General features: G+C 74.5%; 25 protein-coding genes. 6 read left to right on the forward strand and 19 right to left on the reverse strand.

The genetic code is table 11. From position 1 onward, the window contains the following. Nucleotides 1-28: 28 nt before the first annotated feature. From ACH4OW_RS04945 to ACH4OW_RS04960, 4 genes are all read right to left on the reverse strand, one after another. Nucleotides 29-376, reverse strand: coding sequence for a VOC family protein (locus ACH4OW_RS04945; RefSeq protein WP_360132712.1), 348 nt, complete (start codon nt 374-376; stop codon nt 29-31). A gap of 30 nt (nt 377-406) precedes the next feature. Then, nucleotides 407-652: a DUF6332 family protein gene (locus ACH4OW_RS04950; RefSeq protein ID WP_360132709.1), complete on the reverse strand. Its 246-nt coding sequence runs from the start codon at nt 650-652 to the stop codon at nt 407-409. A 73-nt stretch (nt 653-725) separates the two neighbouring features. Then, nucleotides 726-1,481, reverse strand: a complete 756-nt coding sequence (locus tag ACH4OW_RS04955) for a maleylpyruvate isomerase family mycothiol-dependent enzyme (protein WP_398024998.1) — start codon at nt 1,479-1,481, stop codon at nt 726-728. Then, nucleotides 1,468-1,851 (reverse strand): SCO4225 family membrane protein, encoded by a 384-nt coding sequence (locus ACH4OW_RS04960; protein WP_398025001.1) that lies wholly within the window; start codon nt 1,849-1,851, stop codon nt 1,468-1,470. Before ACH4OW_RS04960 ends, ACH4OW_RS04955 begins: the two co-directional genes overlap by 14 nt. A gap of 355 nt (nt 1,852-2,206) precedes the next feature. On the opposite strand from ACH4OW_RS04960, the gene ACH4OW_RS04965 reads away from it, so the two are divergent. After that, on the forward strand, nt 2,207-3,427 hold the full coding sequence (locus tag ACH4OW_RS04965) for an ROK family protein (protein WP_398025003.1): 1,221 nt from the start codon (nt 2,207-2,209) through the stop codon (nt 3,425-3,427). Nucleotides 3,428-3,448: 21 nt separating this feature from the next. On the opposite strand, the gene ACH4OW_RS04970 is transcribed toward ACH4OW_RS04965, so the two are convergent. The 5 genes from ACH4OW_RS04970 to ACH4OW_RS04990 are packed head-to-tail and all read right to left on the reverse strand — an operon-like array spanning nt 3,449 to nt 6,887. Then, nucleotides 3,449-4,177: an amino acid racemase gene (locus ACH4OW_RS04970; RefSeq protein WP_360132698.1), complete on the reverse strand. Its 729-nt coding sequence runs from the start codon at nt 4,175-4,177 to the stop codon at nt 3,449-3,451. A gap of 57 nt (nt 4,178-4,234) precedes the next feature. Then, nucleotides 4,235-5,248: a phosphotriesterase gene (locus tag ACH4OW_RS04975; protein ID WP_398025005.1), complete on the reverse strand. Its 1,014-nt coding sequence runs from the start codon at nt 5,246-5,248 to the stop codon at nt 4,235-4,237. Next, nucleotides 5,245-5,829, reverse strand: coding sequence for a DUF4865 family protein (locus ACH4OW_RS04980; protein WP_398025007.1), 585 nt, complete (start codon nt 5,827-5,829; stop codon nt 5,245-5,247). Before ACH4OW_RS04980 ends, ACH4OW_RS04975 begins: the two co-directional genes overlap by 4 nt. Nucleotides 5,830-5,861: 32 nt before the next feature. Further along, nucleotides 5,862-6,257, reverse strand: a complete 396-nt coding sequence (locus tag ACH4OW_RS04985; RefSeq protein ID WP_398025009.1) for a cupin domain-containing protein — start codon at nt 6,255-6,257, stop codon at nt 5,862-5,864. Nucleotides 6,258-6,305: 48 nt separating this feature from the next. Further along, the gene (locus ACH4OW_RS04990) at nt 6,306-6,887 is read right to left on the reverse strand and encodes a TetR/AcrR family transcriptional regulator (protein WP_398025011.1); all 582 of its coding nucleotides are present in this window, start codon (nt 6,885-6,887) and stop codon (nt 6,306-6,308) included. Nucleotides 6,888-7,150: 263 nt separating this feature from the next. Between ACH4OW_RS04990 and ACH4OW_RS04995 the strand changes: the two genes are divergently transcribed. Next, a complete protein-coding gene (locus tag ACH4OW_RS04995; protein WP_398025012.1) occupies nt 7,151-7,468 on the forward strand; it encodes an SHOCT domain-containing protein in 318 nt (105 codons plus the stop codon). A 100-nt stretch (nt 7,469-7,568) separates the two neighbouring features. Here the strand turns inward: ACH4OW_RS04995 and ACH4OW_RS05000 are convergent, their stop codons facing one another. Next, nucleotides 7,569-8,105 (reverse strand): ATP-binding protein, encoded by a 537-nt coding sequence (locus tag ACH4OW_RS05000; protein WP_398025014.1) that lies wholly within the window; start codon nt 8,103-8,105, stop codon nt 7,569-7,571. A gap of 171 nt (nt 8,106-8,276) precedes the next feature. Next, a complete protein-coding gene (locus ACH4OW_RS05005) occupies nt 8,277-8,567 on the reverse strand; it encodes a hypothetical protein (protein ID WP_360138221.1) in 291 nt (96 codons plus the stop codon). Nucleotides 8,568-8,872: 305 nt separating this feature from the next. Here ACH4OW_RS05005 and ACH4OW_RS05010 point away from each other — a divergent pair, with 305 nt between their 5' ends. Next, entirely contained in the window at nt 8,873-9,970 is a 1,098-nt protein-coding gene (locus ACH4OW_RS05010) for a PLP-dependent cysteine synthase family protein (RefSeq protein ID WP_398025239.1), read from the forward strand. 33 nt (nt 9,971-10,003) lie between these two features. Here the strand turns inward: ACH4OW_RS05010 and ACH4OW_RS05015 are convergent, their stop codons facing one another. Next, nucleotides 10,004-10,849 carry a DeoR/GlpR family DNA-binding transcription regulator gene (locus ACH4OW_RS05015; protein ID WP_360138218.1) on the reverse strand — a complete coding sequence of 282 codons (846 nt, stop codon included), beginning with the start codon at nt 10,847-10,849 and terminating at the stop codon, nt 10,004-10,006. Nucleotides 10,850-11,090: 241 nt separating this feature from the next. Here ACH4OW_RS05015 and ACH4OW_RS05020 point away from each other — a divergent pair, with 241 nt between their 5' ends. After that, complete coding sequence (locus tag ACH4OW_RS05020; protein WP_398025017.1) at nt 11,091-13,532, forward strand: hypothetical protein; 2,442 nt, start codon at nt 11,091-11,093, stop codon at nt 13,530-13,532. A 7-nt stretch (nt 13,533-13,539) separates the two neighbouring features. Here the strand turns inward: ACH4OW_RS05020 and ACH4OW_RS05025 are convergent, their stop codons facing one another. Together ACH4OW_RS05025 and ACH4OW_RS05030 are read right to left on the reverse strand one after the other, a co-directional pair. After that, the gene (locus ACH4OW_RS05025) at nt 13,540-15,990 is read right to left on the reverse strand and encodes a right-handed parallel beta-helix repeat-containing protein (RefSeq protein WP_360138215.1); all 2,451 of its coding nucleotides are present in this window, start codon (nt 15,988-15,990) and stop codon (nt 13,540-13,542) included. Between the two features lie 193 nt (nt 15,991-16,183). After that, complete coding sequence (locus ACH4OW_RS05030; RefSeq protein WP_360138212.1) at nt 16,184-16,789, reverse strand: hypothetical protein; 606 nt, start codon at nt 16,787-16,789, stop codon at nt 16,184-16,186. Nucleotides 16,790-17,039: 250 nt separating this feature from the next. Between ACH4OW_RS05030 and ACH4OW_RS05035 the strand changes: the two genes are divergently transcribed. Next, on the forward strand, nt 17,040-17,765 hold the full coding sequence (locus ACH4OW_RS05035; protein ID WP_398025019.1) for a CBS domain-containing protein: 726 nt from the start codon (nt 17,040-17,042) through the stop codon (nt 17,763-17,765). A gap of 48 nt (nt 17,766-17,813) precedes the next feature. On the opposite strand, the gene ACH4OW_RS05040 is transcribed toward ACH4OW_RS05035, so the two are convergent. From ACH4OW_RS05040 to ACH4OW_RS05055, 4 genes are all read right to left on the reverse strand, one after another. Continuing rightward, nucleotides 17,814-18,275 carry an ATP-binding protein gene (locus ACH4OW_RS05040; RefSeq protein WP_398025021.1) on the reverse strand — a complete coding sequence of 154 codons (462 nt, stop codon included), beginning with the start codon at nt 18,273-18,275 and terminating at the stop codon, nt 17,814-17,816. Continuing rightward, nucleotides 18,269-19,087 carry an MEDS domain-containing protein gene (locus tag ACH4OW_RS05045; RefSeq protein ID WP_360138206.1) on the reverse strand — a complete coding sequence of 273 codons (819 nt, stop codon included), beginning with the start codon at nt 19,085-19,087 and terminating at the stop codon, nt 18,269-18,271. The genes ACH4OW_RS05040 and ACH4OW_RS05045 overlap by 7 nt, the downstream gene beginning before the upstream one ends. 225 nt (nt 19,088-19,312) lie before the next feature. Further along, nucleotides 19,313-20,152: an MOSC N-terminal beta barrel domain-containing protein gene (locus ACH4OW_RS05050; protein ID WP_360138203.1), complete on the reverse strand. Its 840-nt coding sequence runs from the start codon at nt 20,150-20,152 to the stop codon at nt 19,313-19,315. A 96-nt stretch (nt 20,153-20,248) separates the two neighbouring features. Further along, complete coding sequence (locus ACH4OW_RS05055; protein WP_360138200.1) at nt 20,249-20,707, reverse strand: DUF6643 family protein; 459 nt, start codon at nt 20,705-20,707, stop codon at nt 20,249-20,251. 258 nt (nt 20,708-20,965) lie between these two features. Between ACH4OW_RS05055 and ACH4OW_RS05060 the strand changes: the two genes are divergently transcribed. Beyond that, nucleotides 20,966-22,264, forward strand: coding sequence for a TerD family protein (locus ACH4OW_RS05060; protein ID WP_398025025.1), 1,299 nt, complete (start codon nt 20,966-20,968; stop codon nt 22,262-22,264). A 7-nt stretch (nt 22,265-22,271) separates the two neighbouring features. On the opposite strand, the gene ACH4OW_RS05065 is transcribed toward ACH4OW_RS05060, so the two are convergent. Beyond that, nucleotides 22,272-23,438 (reverse strand): glycosyltransferase, encoded by a 1,167-nt coding sequence (locus ACH4OW_RS05065; RefSeq protein ID WP_398025027.1) that lies wholly within the window; start codon nt 23,436-23,438, stop codon nt 22,272-22,274. Between the last annotated feature and the right edge of the window lie 30 nt (nt 23,439-23,468).

Consider the following 23,468-nt stretch of genomic DNA (forward strand, 5'->3'; position numbering starts at 1 on the left):
AGGGTCGTCCGCCCGCGCGGACGCGGCGTCAGCGATGTCCCAGCACGTTGACCACCCGGCCGCCGGGGTCCCGGACGAAGAAGCGCCGCACGCCCCACTCCTCGTCCTGCAACGGGTGCACGATCTCCGCGCCACTCTCCCGTACGAGCGCGTAGACCGCGTCCACGTCGTCCACCTCCACGCTCATGTCGGGGGTGCACGGCGCCGTCTTGTCGGCGGCCATGAAGCTGACCTGCGCCGCCGGGTGGGACGGGGAGGCGAGCGTCATGATCCAGCCGTGGTTCATGACTTCCTCGAAGCCCAGCAAGCCGTAGAAGTCCCGGCTCTCCCGCACGGCTTCGGTCTCGACGTTGGGCACGACACGGCGAACGGCCATCGGCAACTCCAAGGGAAGTGTTTCCGCGCTTCAGCTCGTACGCCGCCCGGTGAAGCGGCGCAGGACCCGCACCACCCGCCAGACGAACGCGACGCCCGCCGCGCACCCGGCCGCCGCCAGGAGCGCGCCGGTCCAGCCCCGGCCCGGGTCCGTGAACAGCAGGGGGCTCACCACGACGCCGAAGGCGGCACCGGCCGCTAACACGCCGGTCAGCAGGGCGAAACCGATCTCGACGGTCATCGCGTCGCGCTCGGCCTGGGAACGGGTCGGAGACATGGTGACAGTCTGTCATGTGATGCCCTGGATTTCGTGGTGGTCCGCCCTGCCGCCCGCCCCCTCGCCCGGCGCCTCAGATGCCGGAGCGCTCCTGCCACAGGCGGGCCAAGGAGACCTCGCCCGTGACCGTGATGCCGTCCAGCGGCCGGCGGTTCCACAGGGCGAAGTACAGGTCGGAGGCCGCTCCTTCCAGCACGCAGTCCGCCGCGTCGCCGCCCGTCGCAGCGGTGAGCGGTATGCGCTCGGCGCGCGGCGGAGCGTCCGAGAGGGCCACCTTCCACGCCGCTCCGGCCGCGCCGGTCGCCCGTATCAGGAGCGTCTTCGGCATTTCCGTACGCATCGGGCTGCGCTCCCGGGCGTGTATGCCGACGAGCAACTCGTCGATGCCGTCGGCGGCGAAGGCCGGGTCGGCGGCGGTGTGGCCGGCGCCGAGCGCGGCCTCCGCGTCGGCGCGGTGCACCGCCGTCTCGTGGGCCTGCCGCCGCGCCCAGAAGGCCGGCGGGGAGGGCGCGGGCAGGAAGGTCCAGCACGAGAGGTCGGCCGGGGCCGCGCGCAGCGTCTCCACGAGCTTCCGGCAGCCGTCGCGCAGCCAGTCGGCGAGCGCGTCGTCGGGCAGGCGGGGGGCCTCGGGGAGCGGGGCCGGCTCCTGGCGGCCGTGCTCGACGAAGCCCGTGGCCCAGCGGTGCACCTGCCCCATGTGGATGAGCAGGTCCCGCACCCGCCACTGCGGGCAGGTCGGTACCGGGGCGTGTGCCCCGGCCTTCTCCGCGGCGTCCGCGAGCAGTTGTCCGTCCCGGCGCAGGGACTCGGTGAACTCAGCGATGTCCATGCCGATGAGTGTGCCGGTGACCACTGACAACGGCGCCGTGCGGGGCCGGCTGGCCCCGCAGACCCCGGTGGGCCAGCCCGAGCAGCAGCGCGTTGACCAGGGCGGCCACGACCACCGCCGCGATCGAATACCACTGCGGGGAGCCGGAGTCGGCCCACATCGCGTCACCGGCGAGCCACAGCGGGAAGACCGCCGGAGCCGTCAGCAGCACGACCCAGACGCCGGAGAACGAGGCGTCCTCGTGCCGGACGAAAGCCATGTCCACGAGGGCGAAGAGCGCCGCCGCGACGACCAGGGCGAGGTAGACCAGCGAGACCGGATTGCCGAACATCAGCCGCGCGAGGCCGCGCAGCCGGGGTGTGGTGTCCATCGCAGCCCCCAATGTGCCGGGGCGGCCGGTGGGCGCCGGGCGTGCGGGACCCGCACGCTGGGGCTTCCCGGCCGGGCGCCCCGGCCGAATCCGTGACCGAGCCACCCATTATGGTCGGCAACCGGTCCCTTGCGGCAGGCCGGGTACCCGGCGTCCGGGTATCGACTCCCGCGTACGCGGCGGTCGGCACCGTGCGGTACCCGTACCGGCCGCCGCCGGTACGGCCGGTACCGCCGCAGCCGTAGGCCGTGTCCGCCGCGGCCGTCGTGACCTGCCGGGCCGGCCCGCCCGGACGGCCCGCCCGGACGGCCCGCCCCTATTTTGTTTACCGTCGGTACAAAGCCAGAATGGGCACGTGACCCAGACTCGGACAACCAGGTTGGAGCGGGGCCGCAGCGCCCTCGGACCCGCACTGGAGCTCGTACACACCGGACGCGCGCCCACCCGCGCCGTCCTCACCTCGGAGCTCGGCGTGACCCGGGCGACCGCGGGCGCGGTGGCGGCGGAACTGGAAGCGCTCGGCCTGATCACCGTCGACTCCCGCCCGACCGCCTCGGCGGGCTCCCAAGGGCGCCCCTCGCACCGGCTGTTCGTCAACGAGGACGGCCCCGTCGTGCTCGCCGGGCAGATCCACGCCGACGGCTACCGCACCGCGCTGGTCGGCCTCGGCGGGCGGATCGTGGCCACCGAGAGCGGCTGCGGCACCATCCCCGCCGACCCTGCCCGGGTACTTGCCGAAGTCGTGGCCTCCGGGGCCGGGATGCTCGAACGGACCGGGCGGCGCTGCCTCGGCGCGGCGCTCGCCATCCCGTCCGCCGTCGCCGAACCCGACGGCGAGGCGCTCAACCCGCTGCACCTGGCCTGGCCCACGGGCGCCCCCGTGCGCCGCCTGTTCCGGCGCGCGCTCGCCGAGGCCCGTATCCCCGGGGTCACCGCGGGGATCGGCTTCACGGGCAACGATGTCAACCTCGTCGCCCTGGCCGAACACCGGCACGGCGCCGGCCGCGGCGCCCGCGACCTGCTGTGCGTCGCCTCCGGGCACCGGGGCGTCGGCGGCGCGCTGGTCCTGGACGGCCGCCTGCACAGCGGCAGTTCGGGCCTGGCCCTGGAGGTCGGCCACCTGACCGTCAACCCCGAGGGCGCGCCCTGCCACTGCGGCAGCCGCGGCTGCCTGGACGTCGAGGCGGACCCGCTCGCCTTCCTCGGCGCGGCGGGCCGCGCGCCGGGCCCGGAGGGCTCGCTGCTCCGGCAGGCCACCGACCTGATCAGGGAGGACTACCAGGACCCGGCCGTACGGGCCGCCGCCGAGCTGCTGATCGACCGGCTGGGCCTCGGGATCGCCGGACTCGTCAACATCCTCAACCCCGACCGCATCATCCTCGGCGGCCTGCACCGCGAACTCCTGGGCGCCGACCCGGAGCGGCTGCGGGCGGTGGTCGCCGACCGCAGCCTGTGGGGTCGCAGCGGCGGCGTACCGATTCTGCCGTGCACGCTCGACCACAACAGCCTCGTCGGCGCGGCGGAGCTGGCGTGGCAGCCGGTCCTGGACGACCCGCTGGTGATCCTGGACGACTGAGGGCCCGCGCCCGGCCCCGGGTCAGCGCCCGACCGGGCCGCCGCGCCACACCGGCGCGGTCCGCCGGCCGACGGCGGTCTCGAACGCGGCGCGCGCCAGCAACCGTGTCGAGTCCAGCGCCGGCAGCGGCGACACCTCGGGCGTGACCAGGAGCGGGATCTCCGTGCAGACCAGGGCGACCGCGTCGCAGCCGCGCGCCGCCAGCCGTTCGATGACGCGTACGTACTCCCGGCGCGCCGCGTCGGTGAACACGCCGTTCACCAGCTCGCCAAAGATGATCTCGTGCACGGTACGGCGGTCGGCCTCGGCCGGCACCGCGGCCGCGATGCCCCGGCGGCCCAGCGCGTCCTCGTAGAGGGGGCCTCGCATCGTGTACGCGGTGCCCAGGACGCCGACGCGCCGGCGGCCGTCACGGGCGGCGCGTTCGGCCACCACCTCGGCGATGTGCAGCCCTGGCAGCGGCAGTTCCGCGCCGGGCAGCCCGAGCGCCAGGTGGGCGGTGTTGTCCGGGCAGACGAAGAAGTCCGCGCCCGCCCGGGCGAGCCGCGCCACGCTGCCGGACAGTGTGCGCCGGATCGCCTGGTGGTCGCCGGCCTCCCAGGCGGGCATGCTGCGCGCCATGCTCACGCAGTCCAGCGTCACGTCCGGGTGCTCGTAAGGGCCCAGTTCGGCGGAGCCCTCCTGGCAGAAGGCCCGGAAACACAGCGCGGCGCCTTCGGCGCTGTGCGCGAGGATGCCCAGGTGCTGCATGGCGACGCCTCCCAAGGCCGGCGGCTTTGTCCGGCCATTGTCACCCCGCGCCCTCTCTCAGGCGCCCGCCACCGGCTTCCACGCGGCCGCGAAAGCGCGGGCCGGGTTCGCCGTGAGGACGCGGTGCACCAGCTCCTCGCCCAGGGCGAGTTCGAGGCGCGGGCGCAGGCGGCGCAGGAGGAAGGGCATGCCGGGCCCGCCGTTCACCGAACGGGCCGCCGCCGTCGTCGTGTCCCCGCCGAGGAGCAGCCGGTCCCCGTATCCGGCGTCCGCGAGCGCGGCCAGCGCGTCCGGCAGCCGCCAGTCCGTCGCGTGGTGCGCCCGCGAGGGCCCGTCGAAGGCCAGGTAGGCCCCGGCGGCCGCGGCCTCCCGGTGGACGGTGAGGTCGGGAAAGCGGTTGAGGTGCCCGAGGATCACCCGCTCCGGCGGCACGTCGAGCGTGCCGCACAGCAGGTCGAGTACGTCCGCTGCGCCGGTTCCCTGCTCCAGGTGGACGCCGATGGCGGCGCCGGTGGCGTGATGGGCCTCGGCCGCTGCGGCCATGGTGTGCCGGGCGTGCGCGTCGAGGCCGTGGAAGCCGCCGGCCACTTTGATCATCCCGGCGCGCGGCCGTCCGGCGGGACCGCCGGTGGCAGCGGCGGAGGTTTCCTCGGTGCCCGGGGCCCCAGCGCGGCTCTCGATCCCCGTCGTCAGCTCCGCCACGAACAGCTCCGCCAGGGCCCCGGAGCCACCGGCGTGCCCCGTGAACCGCTCCAGCACCTCGGGCGCGTAGTGGACCGCCTGGTGCAGCCCCGTGGCCGCCACGATCCGTACCCCCGACTCGCGCGCGAGGCGCGGCAGTTCCCCGGCGTGCCGCCCCATCCCGTACGGCGTCCACTGGATCACCGTGTTGCCGCCCGCCTCCCGGAAGGCCCGCAGTTCGGCCGCGGCGGCACCGGCGTCGGCCAGCTCCTGCCCGGCCAGTACCGGGCTGCGCAGGAACAGGTGGTCGTGCGCGTCGCAGACGCCCAGAACGGCGGGGGAGACGTCCCCGGTGACCGTACGGACGGTTGCCTCCGGCTGTCCGCTCACCACTGCTCTCCCGTCGGCAGCCGCCCGGCGCCCGGCGCGGACAGGTGCAGCACCTGGAAGCGGTCGCCTTCGCCCTCTGGCGCGTCGGCCGCCCAGAGGGTGAAGTGCGTCAGCTCCCAGTGCCGGGGGTCGACGGCCAGCGCGGTGGTGTGCACGCCGTCCGTACGGGCGAGCCGCTGCTGTTCCGCCACGGCTTCCGCTACGGCGGTGGCCGGATCCGCCCCCTCGGAGAGGGTCTCCGTACGGCGGACGAAGGACCGCGGAGCCGTGCCGGACGCAGGTCCGCGCTCGTGATGGACGCCCATCCAGTGCTGTACCTCGGGGCGGCCGAAGTCGCGGATGACGCCGCGGAAGCCGTCGCCGAGCAGGAAGCGGTTCATGGCCCGGGGGTCGGCCCAGAGGTAGAACGGCGCATATTGATTGACGGGCGAACCGTCGACGCCGCGTTCGCGTATGCCGTACGCCTTGATCCCGAGCCCGTCGAAGTCGTCGAGGAGGTGGCCGCGGGTCCGTACCCGGTCGCGGATGATGCCCATGTCGTAGTCGGCGGGCAGGGTGACGGCGTATTGGAGGGCGTGCAAGGGGGCTCCTGTGAGGTGGGATAGGGGTGCGATTACGCGGAGTGGGTGTCGTCGTCGACCAGGCAGCCCCAGTCGGCGGTAGTGCCGTCGGCGGCCGCCTCCACCACGGCGAGGTGGGTCATGAACGCGCCGGGCGCGGCGCCGTGCCAGTGCCATTCGCCCGGGCCGGTCCACACGGTGTCGCCGGCCTTGACCCGTTCGACCGGGCCGCCCCTGCGCTGCACCAGGCCGACGCCCTCGGTGATGTGCAGGACCTGGCCGTGCGGGTGCCGGTGCCAGGCGGTGCGGGCGCCGGGCGCGAAGTGGACGCTGAACATCCGCAGCCGGGACGGGGCGGGCGGGGCCGCGACCTCGTCCAGCCACACCGTGCCGGTGAAGTGTTCGGCGGGGCCGGCCTGGCTGTCCGGGCGGGTGCGGGTGATCTCCATGAGCGGTGGGGCCTTTCGGGCGGGTGGGGCGGGCGGCTTGGCGGTGCGTCAGGCGGAGTGGTTCCGGCCGGTGGTGCGGGCCGTGAGGAGGGCCAGCACGCCGCGCACGGCGGTGTCGAAGGGGGCGGGCGACTCGGCGGCGCGCGCCAGTACGTAGCCGCCCTGCACGGTCGCGACGACGGCGGCGGCGGTCCCCTCCGGGTCCAGCTCGGCGTCGAACTCGCCGCGCTCCAGCCCCTCCCGGAGAATCGCGGCGATCCGGCCGCGCACCCAGTCGAGGGTCTCGAACACCGGCTGCCGCAGCACGGGGTCGGCGATGACGTCGGGGTCCATGGTCAGCCGGCCCACCGGGCAGCCGCGCAGGACGTCACGCTCGCGCAGCAGGTAGGCGCGCACCCGGTCGTACGCGCTGCCGTCGGCGGACAGGGCGGTGGCGGCGGTGGCCCGCATGCTCTCCGCGGTGCGGCGGATGGCGGCGAGCGCCAGGTCGGACTTGCCGGAGAAGTGGTGGTACATGCTGCCCTGGCCGACGCCGGCGCGCTGGAGGATCGCCTTCGGGCTGGTGCCGGTGAAGCCCCGCTCCCACAGGAGTTCCCTGGTGCTCTCGATGAGCCGTTCGGAGGTGGTCATGATCGTACTGTACATACTAGTAGTTACAGAAGTCGAGGCCGGAAGGCCACGGATCTTCCGGCACGCAGCGGCCGGGCGGTGCGCAGAGGTCCGGGCGGTGCGCACGGCCGCCGCCGGGGCCGCCGGGTACTTCCCTGGTGGTACGTGCGGTCCCGCCGGCCGTACGACGACGTGCGGGCCCCGGCGGGCCAGGCTCGGCAGGGACAGCACACCCGGGCCTGCGCGGAGTTCGCGCGGCCCCGCCGAAAAGGAGCTGACCTCCCATGTTCGACCTGGCACACCCGTGGGCCGGTGGCGGCCCCGGTCCCTGGTTCCTGCTCTTCCCGCTCTTCTGGGCGGCCGTCGTGCTCGGCGCCGTCGCGCTGCTGCGGCGCACCGTGTGGCGCGGGCGCGGCCCTTGGGCGCGCTTCGGGGGCCCGGACGACGCCGCCCGGCGACCGGCTTCCGCCGCCGGACCGTCCCCCGTCGACCTGCTGGCCCGGCGGTTCGCGGCGGGGGAGATCGACGAGGACGAGTACTGGCGCCGGCTCTCCGTCCTGGAGGACCGGTTCGGTACGGGGGCGAAGGGCGGCGCGGTGTGAGGGCGCGCGCCGACGGGGCACCGGTCGGCGGCGTACGCCTCTGCGGCGTACGCCGCCGGCCGCAACCCGCCGACGCCGTGCCCGGCCCGCCGGTGCGCGGTCAGCCGACCCCGGCGCCCCGCACCCGCGGCCGGGTCTCCACCGGTGTGCGCAGCGGCGGTTCGGCCGGTGCGTGCGCCGTCACTCCCCGGGTGCACGACGACCGTCCCGCCGAGGTGCGGCGTACCGCCTCCTCGGGCGCGAGCGTCAGCGCGGGCAGCGTGAACCAGACCACCTTGCCGCCGCCGTCGGGGCGCACCCCCCAACTCTCGCTGAGCGCGGCGATCAGTGACAGCCCGCGGCCCTCCGTGTCGAGGGAGCCGGCCGCCTGCACCCGGGGCAGGCGCGGGTCCAGGTCGCGTACCGAGACCGTCAGCTGGTCCAGCAGGACCAGCAGTTCCACGGTGCACTGCTTGCTGGGCGCGGCGTGCTGGTGCACGTTGGCCAGCAGCTCGGTGACGCCGAGCGCGGCCGGGTCTATCAAGGCGTCGAGACGCCAGTAACGGAGCTGCGCCGATACGATTCTGCGCACCTGGCCGATCCGTGCCGGAAGGGCCTGGAGCTCCACCGTGCAGTGTCTGCTGGGCTGCCTGATCACGACCGCGACTCCCTGATGAGGTCGGGCGCCCTCGTACGACGGGGGCGAAGATCGGATCCAGCGATGCCGCCATCCACCACAGTGTCACCGCTGGTGAACCCTCAGTGATACGAGTCCAGGGTCATCCCACCAGTGCGCTCCCGCAACCGCACCGTCCCCCGCGGGACCCTGTCAAGCGCGTGCGGAACGCGCCGCGCGCACGGCGTCCAGGAAGCGGTCCGGGGTGCCCAGCGTCAGCGCGTAGCGGTGCCCGTTCAGTGTGGCCAGCGCCCGGTCACGGGCCGCGAACAGCGGTTTGTGCGCCTGGACGGCCTGGACCGGCGCGCTGTCTATCTCGGTGCCGTAACTCGTCAGCAGGGCCAGCCTGCCGTCCTTGATCACGACCTGGCCCGCCCGGGTCAGCGACCTGAGAAGCCAACGCTCGATGCGTACACCGGTGGCGTTGAATTCGGGCTCCGCCATGGCGACCACCTCCTCCGCACGACGGGCGTGTGGTCTCCACCCGCCCTCATGGTGCGCAGTCTGCCTGCGTCGTGCCCCGTGCACCAGTACCCCTTGGCCAAAGCTCGTCACCAGCCTGCTCCCAGGCGGTGCTTGGGGTTGCCCAAAGGGTTGTTTATGCAGGTGAGAAGCGTGTGACGGGTGGCTATAGTCGAAACCGGCCCGGCGTTCCGCGCGGGCTGTGTCCGACCTCGGGAGCGCGTCGAATGAGCACCGCCCAGCAACCACAGCAGCACGCGGACCGGGTGCCCGGGAGCGGCGGTCCGATGCCGACCGTGGACGTCGACCGCAGCGATCCGGTCTACCGCGCCTGGCTGAAAGAGGCCGTCCGCAAGGTGCAGGCGGACGCCAACCGGACGGCCGACACCCATTTGCTGCGCTTCCCGCTGCCCGAGCGGTGGGGCATCGACCTGTACCTCAAGGACGAGTCGACCCACCCCACCGGCAGCCTCAAGCACCGCCTGGCCCGTTCGCTGTTCCTCTACGGGCTGTGCAACGGCTGGATCCGGCCCGGCAAGCCCGTCATCGAGGCGTCCAGCGGCTCCACGGCCGTCTCCGAGGCGTACTTCGCGAGCCTGATCGGCGTGCCCTTCATCGCGGTGATGCCGGCCACGACCAGCCGCGAGAAGACCCGGCTGATCGAGTTCCACGGCGGCAGGTGCCACCTCGTGGACGACCCGCGGACCGTGTACGCGGTCTCCGCCGAGCTGGCCGCGGAGTCCGGCGGGCACTACATGGACCAGTTCACCTACGCCGAACGGGCGACCGACTGGCGCGGCAACAACAACATCGCCGAGTCGATCTACCAGCAGCTGCGCCTGGAGCGGTACCCGGAACCCGCCTGGATCGTCGCCACGGCCGGCACCGGCGGCACCTCGGCGACCATCGCCCGCTACGTGCACTACATGCAGTACGACACCCGTATCTGCGTGCCCGACCCGGAGAACTCCTGTTTCTTCGACGGCTGGCGCACCGGCGACGCGGAGACGGACTGCGCGACCGCCTCGCGCATCGAGGGCATCGGCAGGCCGCGCATGGAGCCCAGCTTCGTGCCCGGCGCCATCGACCGGATGATGAAGGTCCCGGACGCGGCGAGCGTGGCGGCCGTACGGGCCCTGGAGCGGGCCGTCGGCCGCAAGGCGGGCGGCTCGACGGGCACCGGCCTGTGGAGCGCGCTGAAGATCGTCGCGGAGATGGTCGCGGAGGGCCGTACCGGCTCCGTCGTCACCCTGCTCTGCGACCCCGGCGACCGCTACCTGGACAAGTACTACTCGGACAGCTGGCTGGAGGACCAGGGCCTGGACATCGCGCCGTACGCGGCGGACATCGACGGATTCCTGGAGACCGGCGTCTGGCCCGGCTGACGGGCCGCGTGTGAAGCCCGGCCCGCCGCTGCGTCAGAGGTCCGCGCCGTCGCCCGGTTCGCCCGCCACCACCAGCTCCGGCGGCAGCTCCGCGATCTCCTCGCGCGCCTGCGCCGGCAGCCCGCGGTCGGTCACCAGCACGTCCACGTCGTCCAGCGTGGCGAAGGAACCGAGCCCCACCGTGCCCCACTTGGTGTGGTCGGCGACCACCACGACGCGGCGCGCGGACCGGACGAAGTGGCGGTTGGTCTCCGCCTCGGCGAGGTTGGGCGTGGACAGCCCGGCTTCCACCGATATGCCGTGCACGCCCAGGAACAGCACGTCGAAGTGGAGGTTGCGGATCGCGGCGTCCGCCACCGGCCCCACCAGGGTGTCCGAGGGCGTGCGGACCCCGCCGGTCAGGACGACCGTGGCCGCGCCGGCGCGGGGCGCGGAGCCGCTGCCGGCCGCCGCCCGCTGCGCGTTGTAGAACACGTCGGCCACCCGTACGGAATTGGTGACGACCGTCAGGTCCGGCACCTCCAGCAGCTGCTGGGCCAGCGCGAACGCGGTCGTGCCGCCGGCCAGCGCGATGGCGCCGCCGGGCGCCGCCATCCGGGCCGCGGCCTTGGCGATGTCCTCCTTGGCGCTCAGTTCGAGGCCCGACTTGGCCTCGAAGCCCGGCTCGTGGGTGCTGGGCTCGCTGACCGGTACGGCGCCGCCGTGCACCTTCTCCACCATGCCCTGCCGGGCGAGCGCGTCCAGGTCGCGCCGGACCGTCATGTCGGACACGTTGAGCCTGCGGGTCAGCTCGTTCACGCGGACGCCCCCGCGCCGTCTGACCTCGTCGAGGATCAGGGCGCGCCGCTGCTCCGCGAGGAGGTTCTGGTTGTCGCTCACCCCGGCTTTTCCCTTCCGCCCGGCTGCCGTCTGGGTCCTCATCCTCGCACGCGCGGCCGGGCGCATCCGCCCCGCCGGGTGGGGTGTGGGGCCGCGGAACAGGGAAGGAGGGAGGCGGACGGTACGGGTGGGCCGCGGGCGGCGGCGCGGACGCTCGTTTGAACATGGCATGACAGAGGGTGCCGCCGCCGGGTACCGTGCGGCGCCCACCGGCACAGCACGGACATCGGGGGAAGCACACGTGGACACCGCGAGCAGCACGGAACCGGCCGCACCGGACGCGCCGACCACACCGGACGGGCCGGGCACACCACAGGAAGGGCCGCCGCGAGAAAGGCCGCCACAGGAAGGGCCGCCGCAGGACACCGGGCAACTCGCCCTGGAACTCCTCGTGCACGGCGTCGGCGGCACCACGCCCGAGCGCATGCTCGGCGACCCGCGCACCGTCCTGGTCACCGGCGACGACACCGCGGCCGTCTACCGCCGCGCCGCCGACGCCGACGCCGAGCAGCGCCCCGGGGACTACCGCGCCGAACCGATCCGCGAGGCGTACTGCTGGTGCAACCTCACCTCCGGCAACGGAGCCCGCGCCCTGTGGCTCGTCCTGCTGCCCTTCATGGTCGCCAACCTCGCCCACTGGATGCGCCCCGCCGCACCCGCGGCACACCGGGGCCACCGCGTGTACGACGTCCTCGTGCGCGTCCTCGCGCTCAGCCTCACCGTCCTGCTGGCCGCCGCGGTCTGCGAAGTGGCGCTGGACCTGACGGCCTGGCAGTGCGCGGGCAGTGCCGCCTGCGTCGCGGACAAGTCCTGGCTGGGCTTCCTCAGCCCGGACCAGGGCGGCGCGTGGAGCGGCCCCGGCCGCCGCGTCGTGGTCGCCGCCGTGGTGCCGCTGCTGGTCGTCGGATTCCTGTGGTGGCTCTCGCAGCGCACCTGGAGCGCGTACGAATCCGCCTCGCCGCCACCGCGCCGCCCCGGCACCTCCCGCGACGTACCGCCCGAACAGCGCCCCGCGCTCACCCACCGCGGCTTCTGGTACGGCCGCCGGGTGGTGGCCAGGCTGCGTGCCGCGCACACCGCCGCCGGGGTGCTGACCATCGCCGCCGCGCTGCTCGTGGGCGCCGTGGACCACGACATCAGGACGGGCGGCGGAGCGCTGCCGGCCGTGGGCCGCGTACTGAGCGCACTGGTCGCGCTCCTGGGGGCGTTCACCGTCTGGATCGTGTGCCGCACCGCCCGCTGCGAGGCGGAACCGGACGAGAACCGGGACCGCTTCCTGGTCAAGGCGCTGCCCTTCGGCGCGCTCGTGGCGCTCGTCCTGTCCGCCGTCTACACCGCCTGGGAGCGGCCCGGCTGGGCCGGCGGCGACCGGCTGCCGGGCACCGGCGCCTTCGGCGGCATCGCCGTCTCCCAGGGCCTGCTGGTCCTCGGCCTGCTCGGCACGGCCTGCTTCCTCCAGCACGCCGCGGCCCGCCACGGGCGCGGCGACGGCCGCGCGGCGCTGAAAGGCATGCACGGCGCCGCCGTCGCCCTGCTGGCGTGCGCGCTGGGCGGCGCGCTGACCGGGGGCATGGCCCAGCGGCTGGGGGACTGGCTGGACCGCGGGGCGGTCCCCGGCCAGACGGACGCCCCGATGGCGGGGCCGCCCGTCCTGCTGTCCTGGCAGGCGTCGGTGCTCCCGGTGCTCCTGGTGGTCGTGGCGGTCTTCGCGGTCCTGGCGGGCATCCGGGTGGTGCTCGTACGCCGCAGGATCACCTCGGACATCGCCGGGGGCTACGACGCGCAGGAGCGGCCCGACGAGGAGCGCACCCGCCGCATCGCCGGCACCATCGCCCGCGCCGGCCTCACCGACTCCGCGCCCGTCCTGGTCGGCGCGGTCTGCCTGGTCACGCTCGTCCTGGGCGCCGGCGCGGTGGCCGGTGCCTGGCTGGCCGACCGGGCTCCCGGCCGGGCCACCGAGGAGGCGCCGCTGCTCGTGCACTCGGCGGCCGCGACGGCGGAGGCCCTCGGTTCGTGGCTGATGGGCGCCGGGGTCCTGGTGCTCGCGGTCATGGGCTGGCGCGCCTACCGCGACCGCTCCACCCGCCGCACCATCGGCATCCTGTGGGACGTCGGCACGTTCTGGCCGCGCGCCGCGCACCCCTTCGCGCCGCCCTGCTACGCGGAGCGCGCCGTGCCCGACCTGACCTGGCGGATGGCCACCTGGACCGAGAACAACGACGGCCGCCTGGTCATCTCGGGACACTCCCAGGGCAGCGTGCTGGCGGCGGCCGCCGTCTGGCAGCTGGACCTGGTCACCCGCAGCCGGGTCGCGCTGCTCACCTACGGGTCGCCGCTGGAGCGCCTGTACGGGCGGTGGTTCCCCGCCTGCTTCGGCCCGGAGGCGCTGACCGGGCTGCACCGGGAGATGGACGACTGGCGCAACCTGTGGCGGCTGACCGACCCCATCGGCGGGCCGGTGCGGCTCACCCGCGAGGACGGCGCGGCCGTGGACCTCGGCCCGCTGCGCGACCCGCTCACCTTCGGGCGGACGCTCCAGTACCCGCTGCCCGCCCAGATCCTGGGGCACGGCGACTACCAGTCCGACCCGGTGTTCGAGGAAGCCCGCGCCGAGCTGATCGCCCGGCTCGGCGCGTGCGCGCCGCGGCCGAGCGGGAAAGAGATTCCCCGGCAGGGCTGCTGATGCCGCGTCAGGGCAGGTCGGGCAGGTCCTCCGCGTACAGCAGCGTCAGCGCGTCGGTGTCCGGGTCGGCCAGCTGGGCGACCCGGCCCGCGTGCCGCTCGACCATCGCCTCGAACGTCTGCCGCGCGGTCCGCCCGTTGCCGAACGAGGGACCTTTGGGGAGCGCGGTGAAGTACTTGAGCAGCGCCTCGCCGGCGCCCTCGGCCAGCCGGTACTCGTGCTCCTCGCCCTGCTGCTCGACGATGCGCAGCAGGTCCTCCGGCGTGTAGTCACCGAAGGTGATGGTCCGTGAGAAGCGGGACGCCACACCGGGGTTGACGGCGAGGAAGCGCTCCATCTCGGCCGTGTACCCGGCCACGATCACCACCACCGCCTCCCGGTGGTCCTCCATCAGCTTCACCAGCGTGTCGATCGCCTCACGCCCGAAGTCCCGCCCGGAGTCCTCCGGCGAGAGCGCGTACGCCTCGTCGATGAACAGCACCCCGCCGCGCGCCCGGTCGAACGCCTCCTGCGTACGGATCGCCGTCGACCCGATGTGCTCGCCGACCAGGTCCACCCTGGACACCTCCACCAGGTGCCCGCGCTCCAGCACGTCCAGCGCGGCCAGGATCTCGCCGTAGAGGCGGGCGACCGTGGTCTTGCCGGTGCCGGGGGAGCCGGTGAAGACCAGGTGGCGGCGGACGGAGGCGGCCTTGAGCCCGGCCTCCTGCCGCCGGCGCCCCACCTCGATCATGTTGATCAGGCTGCGCACCTCGCGCTTGACGCTCTCCAGGCCGACCAGCCGGTCCAGTTCGCCGAGCACCTCGCCGGACGGCCGGCTCGCGGCGGCGGGCCCGGCGGCGTCCGGGGCCGGCTGCGCGCTCTGCGCCGGTACGGCACCGAGCAGCCCGGCCGGCTGGGTCGCGGGGACGGCCGCCGGCGCCCGTAGCGCCGCGGCGGGCAGCAGCGGCTCGCCGGCCGCCCGGCTCTCGTCGCTGGTGCAGTCCTCGACGACGGGCCCGCCCGCGTACCCCTCGCCGCGGGCGGCGGAGCCGTCCGCGAACTCGTACCCGCCGCGCGCGCACCGCTCGGTGCGGCAGCGCGTCAGCGTCGTACGGCAGCCGTCGATGACGTGGAAGCCGTACCCGGCACTGCCGGTCACCCGGCAGCCGTCGAACGTGCCGCGGCCCTGCGCCGAGACGTAGAAGCCGGCCTCGGCCGGCGAGTCGACCGTGCAGCGCTCGACGGTGGGGTCGGCGCCCTTGGTCACGATCACGCCGGTCTGCGCCGCGTCGATCGTGCAGTTGGCGAGCGTGCCGCCGCTGCCGTGGTCGCGGAACCAGGCGCCGGTCGCCGCCTCCCGGATCCGGCAGTCGTCGAGTTGCACGGTCGCGCCGTCGCTCACCGACACCGCCGTGTTGCGCACCTGGGACAGGTCGGAGTCCACCACGTCGGCGCGCGAACCCCGGTCCAGCACGAACAGCGCGTCCGGCACGTCGTGCACCCGCGTCGAGTCCAGTACGGCGGTCGCCCCGTCGCTGACCCACACCGCCGGGTAGTCGCCCGTACTGTCGTGGATCTCGCACCGGTTGGCGTCCACCCGGGTGCCCGGGTCCCACACGGACAGCCCGTTGCGGCCGAAGCGGCGCACCGTGCTGCGGGTCAGCGTCAGCACCGACCTGGACCGCAGGTCCACGGCGTTCTCCGGGATGTCGTGGATGTCGCAGTCGGCGAGGGTGAGCACCGCGTCGGTGTCCAGGGTGACGCCGTCGGCGGAGGTCCGGTGCACCTTGCAGTCGGTCAGCTGGCCGCTCGCGCGCGAGGCGATCTGCACGCCCGCGCCCTTGATCTCGTACAGCTCGCAGCCGAACGCCTCGACGCCGCTGCCCTCGCCGTTGACCGACAGGCCCGCACCGGAGACGTGGTGCACCCGGCAGTTCTCCAGCCGCGGGTGCGCGCCGCCGCGCACCGCCACCCCGGCCTGCCCGGCGGCCACCACCTCGCACTCCTCGAAGGTCCCGCCCGCGCCGTCCAGCACGCTGATGCCCACCCCGCCCGGGTTGTCGACCGAGCAGCGGCGCACGGTCGGGCGGGCGCCGCCGCGCACCTCGATGCCGGACGCCGAACGCGTCATCACCCGCAGCCCGTCCAGCTCCGGGGCCCCGTCCTCCACCAGCACGGCGGGCGCGGTGGGGTCCTGCCCTTCCAGCCGGAGGTCCTGCACGGTGGCGGAGGCGCGCACGGTCAGCGCGACGCCGTCGGCGGGCGCTATCCGCACCGATCCGCGCGCCCCCTCGGGCCCGCGCAGCGTCACCGCGCGCACCAGCACCAGGTTCTCGCGGTACGTACCGGCGCCCACGGTCAGCACGTCGCCGTCCCCCGCGGCATCCAGGGCCGCCGCCAGCGAGCTGTACTCGCCCGTGCGGCGCCGCCACCGCGACGTGCCCGAATGCGTCACCTGGACGGAGCCCTGTGCCATGGCGCTGTTCTGTCCCCACCTCGTGCGGCTGTTACCGGCCCGGCAGTTGTACGTCCGTGTATGTCCGCGTACGCGTGCCCGGAACCCCAGCCGGGAGGCTGGCCGCTCCACCGTAGCGCGCCCGGCGGGCACCGGATGACATGGTCAGCCTGTATGTCCGGGAGGCTTCGAAAGCCCTCGGCGACCCGGCCGTTCAGCTGCCCGCCCCGGCCCGCCCCCAGTCCTGCCCCGCGCGCTCCCACTCCTGGTCCCAGCGCCGGTACCGGCGCGCCAGCATCCGCCGCACCACCAGCCGCCGGCCGCCTTCGACGGCCGCCACCACCAAGGCCGCGGCGCCCAGGCCGCCCAGCGCCGCGTGTGCCCTGGCGTTGCTCTCGTCCAGCGGCCGGGGCACGACCAGGCCGCCGTCGTCGGTCCAGATCCGGAACCGGTCGCCCGGCCGCACGGCGTGCGGCGCGGCGACCAGGCCGCTGCGCGCGGTGCCGTCCGGCGCGGTCCAGCGGGCGTTCACCCGGCGGTGCGCGTCCCGGTCGGAGGAGGTCTCGGGGCCCTGGTCCACGCGGGCGCGCTGCGCGGCGCGCTCCGCCGTCGCCCAGACCTGGTGCCGTTCCTGGTGCTGGGCACGGACGGACCGCAGCAGCGCGTCGTGCGCGGCGCCGCCCACGACCCAGGCCGTACCCGCGCCGCCCACCGCGATCAGCACGGCGGCGGCCAGCGCCACCCACGCCTCCAGGAGATCGGTCGTCCGGCGCAGCGGGCTGCGCCGCCAGCGCCACAGTCCCGCGATGACTCGTACCACTTCGTGCCTCCTCTCCGTGTCCGTAGGTACCTCGTCCGGCGCGCGTCATGCGTGAACGGCGCGAACGGCGCGCAAATTCACTGGGGGCGGCGCAAACCCGGCACCGGTGGGCGGGCGCTCCGGTCCGGGTACGGTCCCGGGCCCCCGTGGCGCTCCCTCACCTGCGGGGCGCGTGCCGTATCGCCCGGTGTGCGGCCTTCAACGGCCCCCGGCGCGGCCGAAACTGTTCCCCGGCACAGGGAGGCCCGCGATGGATCACCGACTGGTCGGCAGGCTCATGAACACCGAGGTCGTCAAGGCCCGTTCCGGCACGCCGTTCAGGGAAGTCGTCAACCTGCTGAGCAAGCACCGCAAGACGGGGCTGCCCGTCGTCGACGCCGACAACAAGGTCCTCGGCGTGATCTCCGAGACGGACCTGATGTTCCGCCAGGCCGCCCAGGACATGCTGCAGAACCGCTGGTACAACCGCCGCCGGCTCACCGGCAGCGCCCGCGCGGCCCGCGCCAGGCAGCGCAGCCTGCGGGCGGGCCAGCTGATGACCTCGCCGCCGGTGACGATCGGCCCCCACCAGACCGTCGCCGAGGCCGCCCGGCTGATGGTGGCCGGGAAGCTGGACCGGTTGCCGGTCGTCGACGCGGAGGGCCGGTTGTGCGGGCTGGTGACCCGCAGCGACCTGCTGAAAGTCTTCCTGCGCCCGGACGAGGAGATCCGCGAGGAACTGATCACCGAGGTCCTGGTGCGCACCCTCGGTCTCAAGCCCGGCGCGGTCGGCGTGTCCGTAGGGGCGGGTGTGGTCACGCTGTCCGGGCGGCTGGGGCGCAGCAGCGAGGTGACGCTCGCGGTGCGGCTGGCGGGCCGGGTCGACGGGGTGGTCGCGGTGGTCGACGAGCTGCACTACGAGCACGACGACGCGGCCGAGCAGCGGGACGAGCAGACGCTGCGCGACCGGGCGCAGGAGTGGCTGCGCGGGTTGTGAGAGGCGCACGGCACGGGGCCGCACGCCGGTGGCCGGCCCCCGGCCGCTTCACTGCACCCGGATCGCCAGGGTGACCTCGGCGCCCCGGGTCCCGGACGCCCCCGTGCCGTTCGCCGCCCGTACCGCGAACCGGTCCGCCACCAGGCGTGCGAGCCACAGTCCGCGCCCGTTGTGTGCTCCGTCGAGCCCCGGCAGCAGTTCGGGAATCACGGTCTCGCTGAAGCCGGGACCCGAATCGCTGATACGGCACTCCAGTTCGTCACCGACGCGGCGCAGCAGCAGCCGCCCCGAGCCGCCCGCGTGCTCCACGGCGTTGCCCGCGATCTCGTCGACGGCCAGCACGAACTCGCCCCGCCGCGGCTCCGCCAGGCCCTCGCGGACGGCGCACTCCTCCACCAGCAGCCGCAACTGCGGCAGCAGGCGCGCGGTGAAACGGCGCTGCAACAGGCACGTGGCCACCTGCGTGTCCGCCGGCCCGTCCTCGGACATGGCCGGTTCCGGGGTCAGCACGGCCGCACCACCTCCGTCGTGCGCAGCCGCGGCACCGTCGCGGCGCCGAGCCGCAGCAGCGTCCGCGCCTGTACGCGGTCGCAGCGGACCTCGACCAGGTCGTGCCCGGCGGCCCGGTCGGCGAGCTTGAGCAGTGCGGTGGCGCAGGCCACCGACAGGAAGTGCAGCTGCGTCAGATCGACCACGAGCCGGCGCGCGCCGGTGCTGCCGGAGAGCGCCAGTTCCAGCGCGGTGGTGAAGGCGCGGCGGGCGGCGGAGTCCGCCTCGCCGACGAAGCGCACGCTGCCGTCCCCGCCGCGCACCGTCCGCAGGCTGCCGAGCCGTTCCAGGAGGCTGCGCGGGTGCGCCCGGTCCATGGCGTGCAGCACGTCGCGCCCGAACCACCGGCGGTCGTAGGCGCAGATCTCGCTGTACGGCCGGCCGTCGAACAGCGTGTCCGCGTGGGTCTCGCGGTGCATCATCACCCGTACGTCCGCGTCGAGGTCGGGCACCCACCGCATGTCGATGAAGGTCCGCAGGCCGGTGAACCCCTCGTCGGCGGCGCGGGCCGTCTCCGAGCGCAGCCGCCCGATCTGCCGCTCGGGGGTGAACCGCAGGTCCGGCCGGATCAGGCCCCGCATGCTGCTCAGCAGCAACTGCCCCCGTTCGCGGGCGGTGGCGGTGCTGCGGCCGGTGAAGTCGAGCCGGGCCAGCACCTCGGCCTCCGGGAGCCACGGGTCGGGGAAGAGGATGACCTTCTCGCCCTGGGCCAGGCCGAGCCGTACGAAGGCGGTCATGACCTCCCAGCGCACCTCGTCATCGTCGTAGCTCACAAAGGCGTGATCCCCGGGACGCATGTGCTGTACGGGAATGAGATGGTCTCCGGGCACCTGCCCGGACGGCATCGGCACGTGGACTCCCAACGGCTTCCGCTGTCGGCATCGCCGTGCGCTCACTGTAGGCAGCCGGACACGCGCCCGCAATGCGGCGCCGGACCGCGGTGGCCGGTACCGGGCTCCGGGCCGGACGGGGCGTCAGGCGCCGGGCCTACGAGGGGCTCAGGAGCGCGGGGCGCGGGCGAGCACCTCGAAGGAGTCGCCGACCCTGATCGTTCCGGTGCCCTCCGGGATCAGATTCTGGCCGAAGACGAGCTGGTCACCGATGCGGCGGTGGCGGGCCAGCGTGCGCAGCGGCTCCTTGCCGCGCTGCCCGGTCCGCTGGTCGGTGGTGGTGATCACGCACCGGCCGCACGGCTTGACCACGCGGAAGGTGACCTCGCCGATCCGTATCCGCCGCCAGTCGTCCTCGTCCCAGGGCGCGGTGCCCGCCACGACGACATTCGGCCGGAAGCGGTCCATCGGCAGCGGCCCCTCCTCGGCACGGCCGCCCTGGGCGACCAGGGAGTTGAGGGCGTCGAGCGAGGCGGTGGCGGTCAGGAGAAGGGGGAAGCCGTCGGCGAAGCTCACGGTCTCGCCCGGCTTCGCGTACGCCGGGTCGGCGGGCCGCCGCCCGGCAGGGTCGTCCAGGTGCACCAGCTCCACCGGGACGCCCAGATACGTGCTGAACCACTCGGCGGCGGCATCCGCCGCCGGCACCGCCTCGACCTTGTCCCGCCACACCTCGACCGTGACCGTCGCGCCCGGCTCCGGCACCTCGACGGTCAGCGGTGCCATGCCCGGCGCCGTCAGGCGGACCGCGCCGCCCGGCAGTTCCGCCGCGGCGGCCGACGCCAGCCGCGGCCGGCCGCGCTGGGTGACGAACCGGCGCTCGGCGTCGACCAGCATCCAGCGCCGGTCCCCGGCGAGCCCCCACGGTTCCACGACCGCCTCGCCGGGGGCGCACCCCGCCACGGATTTGACCGGGTACCGGTGGACAGCTTGGAGGAAAGGGTTCTGCACGCCCCCATCCTGCCAGGCGCCCACGGTGCCCCGGCGACCGGTGCCGCCCCGCGGTGCGGCACCGGCTTCTCCCGCCCCGGCAGTTCCGTCGCGGGGTCAGTAACCCCGCGGGTACTGGCGGCCGTACTGATCGTCGTACGGGGCGGGCGCGGGGCGCGGGGCGACGGGCCCGGCCGGGCGCATCGACTCGTATCCCGTGCCGGTGTTCCCGGCGGGCCGCTGGTACTGCTGCGGCTGCTGGGCGGGGTGCCCGCGGGGCCCCGTCTGCTGGGGGATGTACGGGGCCGGCGTGCTCTGGAGCGGCGCCACCGGCTGCGCGGCGGCCCCCGGGTAGCCGTGGCCGGAATACTGCGGTGACGGGGCGGCGGGCAGCGCGGGCAGTGCCGACGGCAGAGCCGGCAAGTACGACGAGCCCGTGTCATAGGGGGACTCGACCCGGATCGGGGCGATCTGCGGGGTACCGCGTTCGGCGACGAGGGAGTCGTAGATCGGGGTGTCCGGGAAGGACGGCGAAGCGTAGTAGCCGCCGCCGTAGGTAGAGCGGGGGGAGGTCATACCTCTTAAGTTAAGCCCACGATGTGCCGGTTGGGGAGCCTGAAAAGAGGGTTGTTTCACGTGTCGTGTGGAGCTTCTGGTCCACAATGTGAGCGAACTTGGCAAAATCGGTCGCGATCGCCCGTAGGGATCGTGTAAAGGACGCGTCCACGACAGATGAACGCCGGACATTTTTCGGCAAGTAGGTTGGAGGCTGCCACCGTGGAGGGAGGCCGCCGCGCGGCGGCCCGGCGAGCGAAGCGAGAGGGAGGCGCCACGATGCCGATGCCCAAGGGGAGCAACGTAGCGGTACCGGCACCGTCGGTACGGATCGAGCTGGGCTGGCGCGCGGGGCCCGGCGTCCCCGACGTGGACGCCTCGGCGCTGCTGCTGACCGCTGCCGGAAAGGTCCGCGACGACGCGGACTTCGTCTTCTACAACCAGGCCGTGCACGCCTCGGGCGCCGTCCGCCACGAGGGCAAGCGGCCCGCGGGGGACACGACGACCGACACCCTGTCCGTCGACCTGGAGCGGCTGGAGGCGGCCGTCGAGAGGGTGGTGCTCGCGGCCTCGGCCGACGGCGGCGCCTTCGGCCGGGTACCAGGGCTGCACATCCGGGTGCTCGACGCGGGCAGCGGCGCCGAACTGGCCCGCTTCGACAGCCAGGACGCCACCGCCGAGACGGCCTTCGTCCTCGGGGAGCTGTACCGCAGGCAGGGCGCCTGGAAGTTCCGCGCCGTGGGCCAGGGGTACGACACCGGGCTCGCCGGGCTGGCCACCGACTTCGGCATCAGCGTCGAGGAGGAGCCGCCTGCCGCGGCTCCGGCCCCGCCGGCCGCTCCGCCCCGGCCCGCCGCCGCTCCGGCCCCGCCCGCGCCCGTGCCGGCGCCTGCCGCCGCCCCGCCCGTGAGCCTGTCGAAGGTCACCCTCACGAAGGAGGCACCGGCCGTCTCCTTGACGAAGCAGGGCGGTACCTCGGGAGCCCTCCGGGTCAACCTGAACTGGCGGTCCGGCACCCCGGCCAAGCGCCTCGGCAAGAAGCTGGGCCGCAAGACCATGGAGGCGCTGGGCGCCCGCGGGGCCCTGCTGCCCCAGTCGGGAGACCTGGACCTCGACCTGTGCGCGCTGTACGAACTCGCCGACGGCAGCGCGGGCGTCGTGCACCCCATCGGCGGCAACTTCGGCGCGCTGCACGCCCCGCCGTACATCCAGCTCGACCAGGACGACCGCACCGGCGCGGTCGCGGCGGGCGAGAACCTGACGGTCAACCTCGACCACCAGCACCTGATCCGGCGCATCCTCGTTTTCGTGACGGTCTACGCGGGCGCCCGGAGCTTCGAGGGGCTGCACGCCACGGTCACGCTCCAGCCCCAGTTCGGGGCCCCCGTCGACTTCTCGCTCGACGAGTGCACCGTCCCGTCCAACGTCTGCGCCCTCGCCCTGATCACCAACACCGGCAGCGAACTGGTCGTGCAGCGCGAGGCCCGCTACCTCGTGCCCGCACCGGGCGTCAGCCCTCAGCGCACCGTCGACGCGGCCTACGGCTGGGGCCTGAACTGGTCCCCGGCCAGCAAGTGAGCGCCCCTCAGGACGCCCCCGGCGCCCCGTACGTCCGGCCCTTCCAGGCGGCCCCGCGCCCCCGGTAGTGCTGGACGGCGGAGTCGACCGTCATCAGCAGGTAGAGCAGCGCGGTGAACGGAAGCAGGGGCGCGAGCCACAGTGGCTGCCGGTAGTAGCGCAGCATCGGCAGGTACGTACCGGTCATCACGGCCCACGCCGCCCCGCCCAGCGCTGCCGCCGTCGCGCTGCCGCCCGCCAGTCCGGCGGCCAGCGCGGCGGGCGGCGCCAGGTAGACCAGCGCCAGCCCGGCCACCGTCCCCGCCAGCAGCAGGGGACTGTGCAGCAGTTGGGCATACGCGCTGCGCGAGACCATCCGCCACAGCTGCCCCAGCCCCGCGTACGGGCGCACGCTGTCCACCCGGTCGGCCAGCCCCAGCCAGATACGGCCGCCCGTCCGCTGCACCGCCCGCGCCAGCGTCACGTCGTCGATCACCGCGTGCCGGATGCTGTCCGGCACCCCCGCGCGCTCCGCCGCCGCACACCGCAGCAGCACACAGCCCCCGGCCGCGGCGGCGGTACGCGCCCGGGGCCGGTTGACCCACCGGAAGGGATACAGCTGCCCGAAGAAGTACACGAACGCCGGGACGATCAGCCGCTCCCAGAACGTCACCACCCGCAGCCGCGCCATCTGCGACACCAGGTCCAGACCGGCCGAGTGCGCCGCCGCCACCAACTCCCGCAGGCTGTCCGGCTCGTGGGCGATGTCCGCGTCCGTCAGCAGCAGGTACTCCGCGCCGCCGCGCTCCCTGGCCAGCGCCATGCCGTGCCGTACGGCCCACAGCTTGCCCGTCCAGCCCGGCTCCGGCTCGCCGGGCCGGGCGACGGTCAGCGGCAGCCCGCCCCGCCCGTCCGCCAGCTCCCGGGCCAGCTCGCCCGTCCCGTCCGTACTGCCGTCGTCGACGAGGAACACCTCGGCCCGGCCGGGATACTTCTGCGCCAGCAGGGACGGCAGGCTCTCCGGCAGCACCGCGGCCTCGTCGCGCGCAGGGACCACCACGGCGACCGGCGGCCACCGCTCCGGGTCCGTGCGCGCGGGCAGCCGTACGTCCGTCCGCCAGAAGAAGCCCTGCCCCAGCGCCAGCCACACCCAGGCCGCCAGCGTCCCCGCACCGATCCACTCCGTCGCTCCCACGGGCCGCAGTCTGCCGCACCGGCGCGCGCC

The sequence above is a fragment of the Streptomyces sp. NPDC017056 genome, from assembly GCF_044332485.1.
GTDB lineage: Bacteria > Actinomycetota > Actinomycetes > Streptomycetales > Streptomycetaceae > Streptomyces.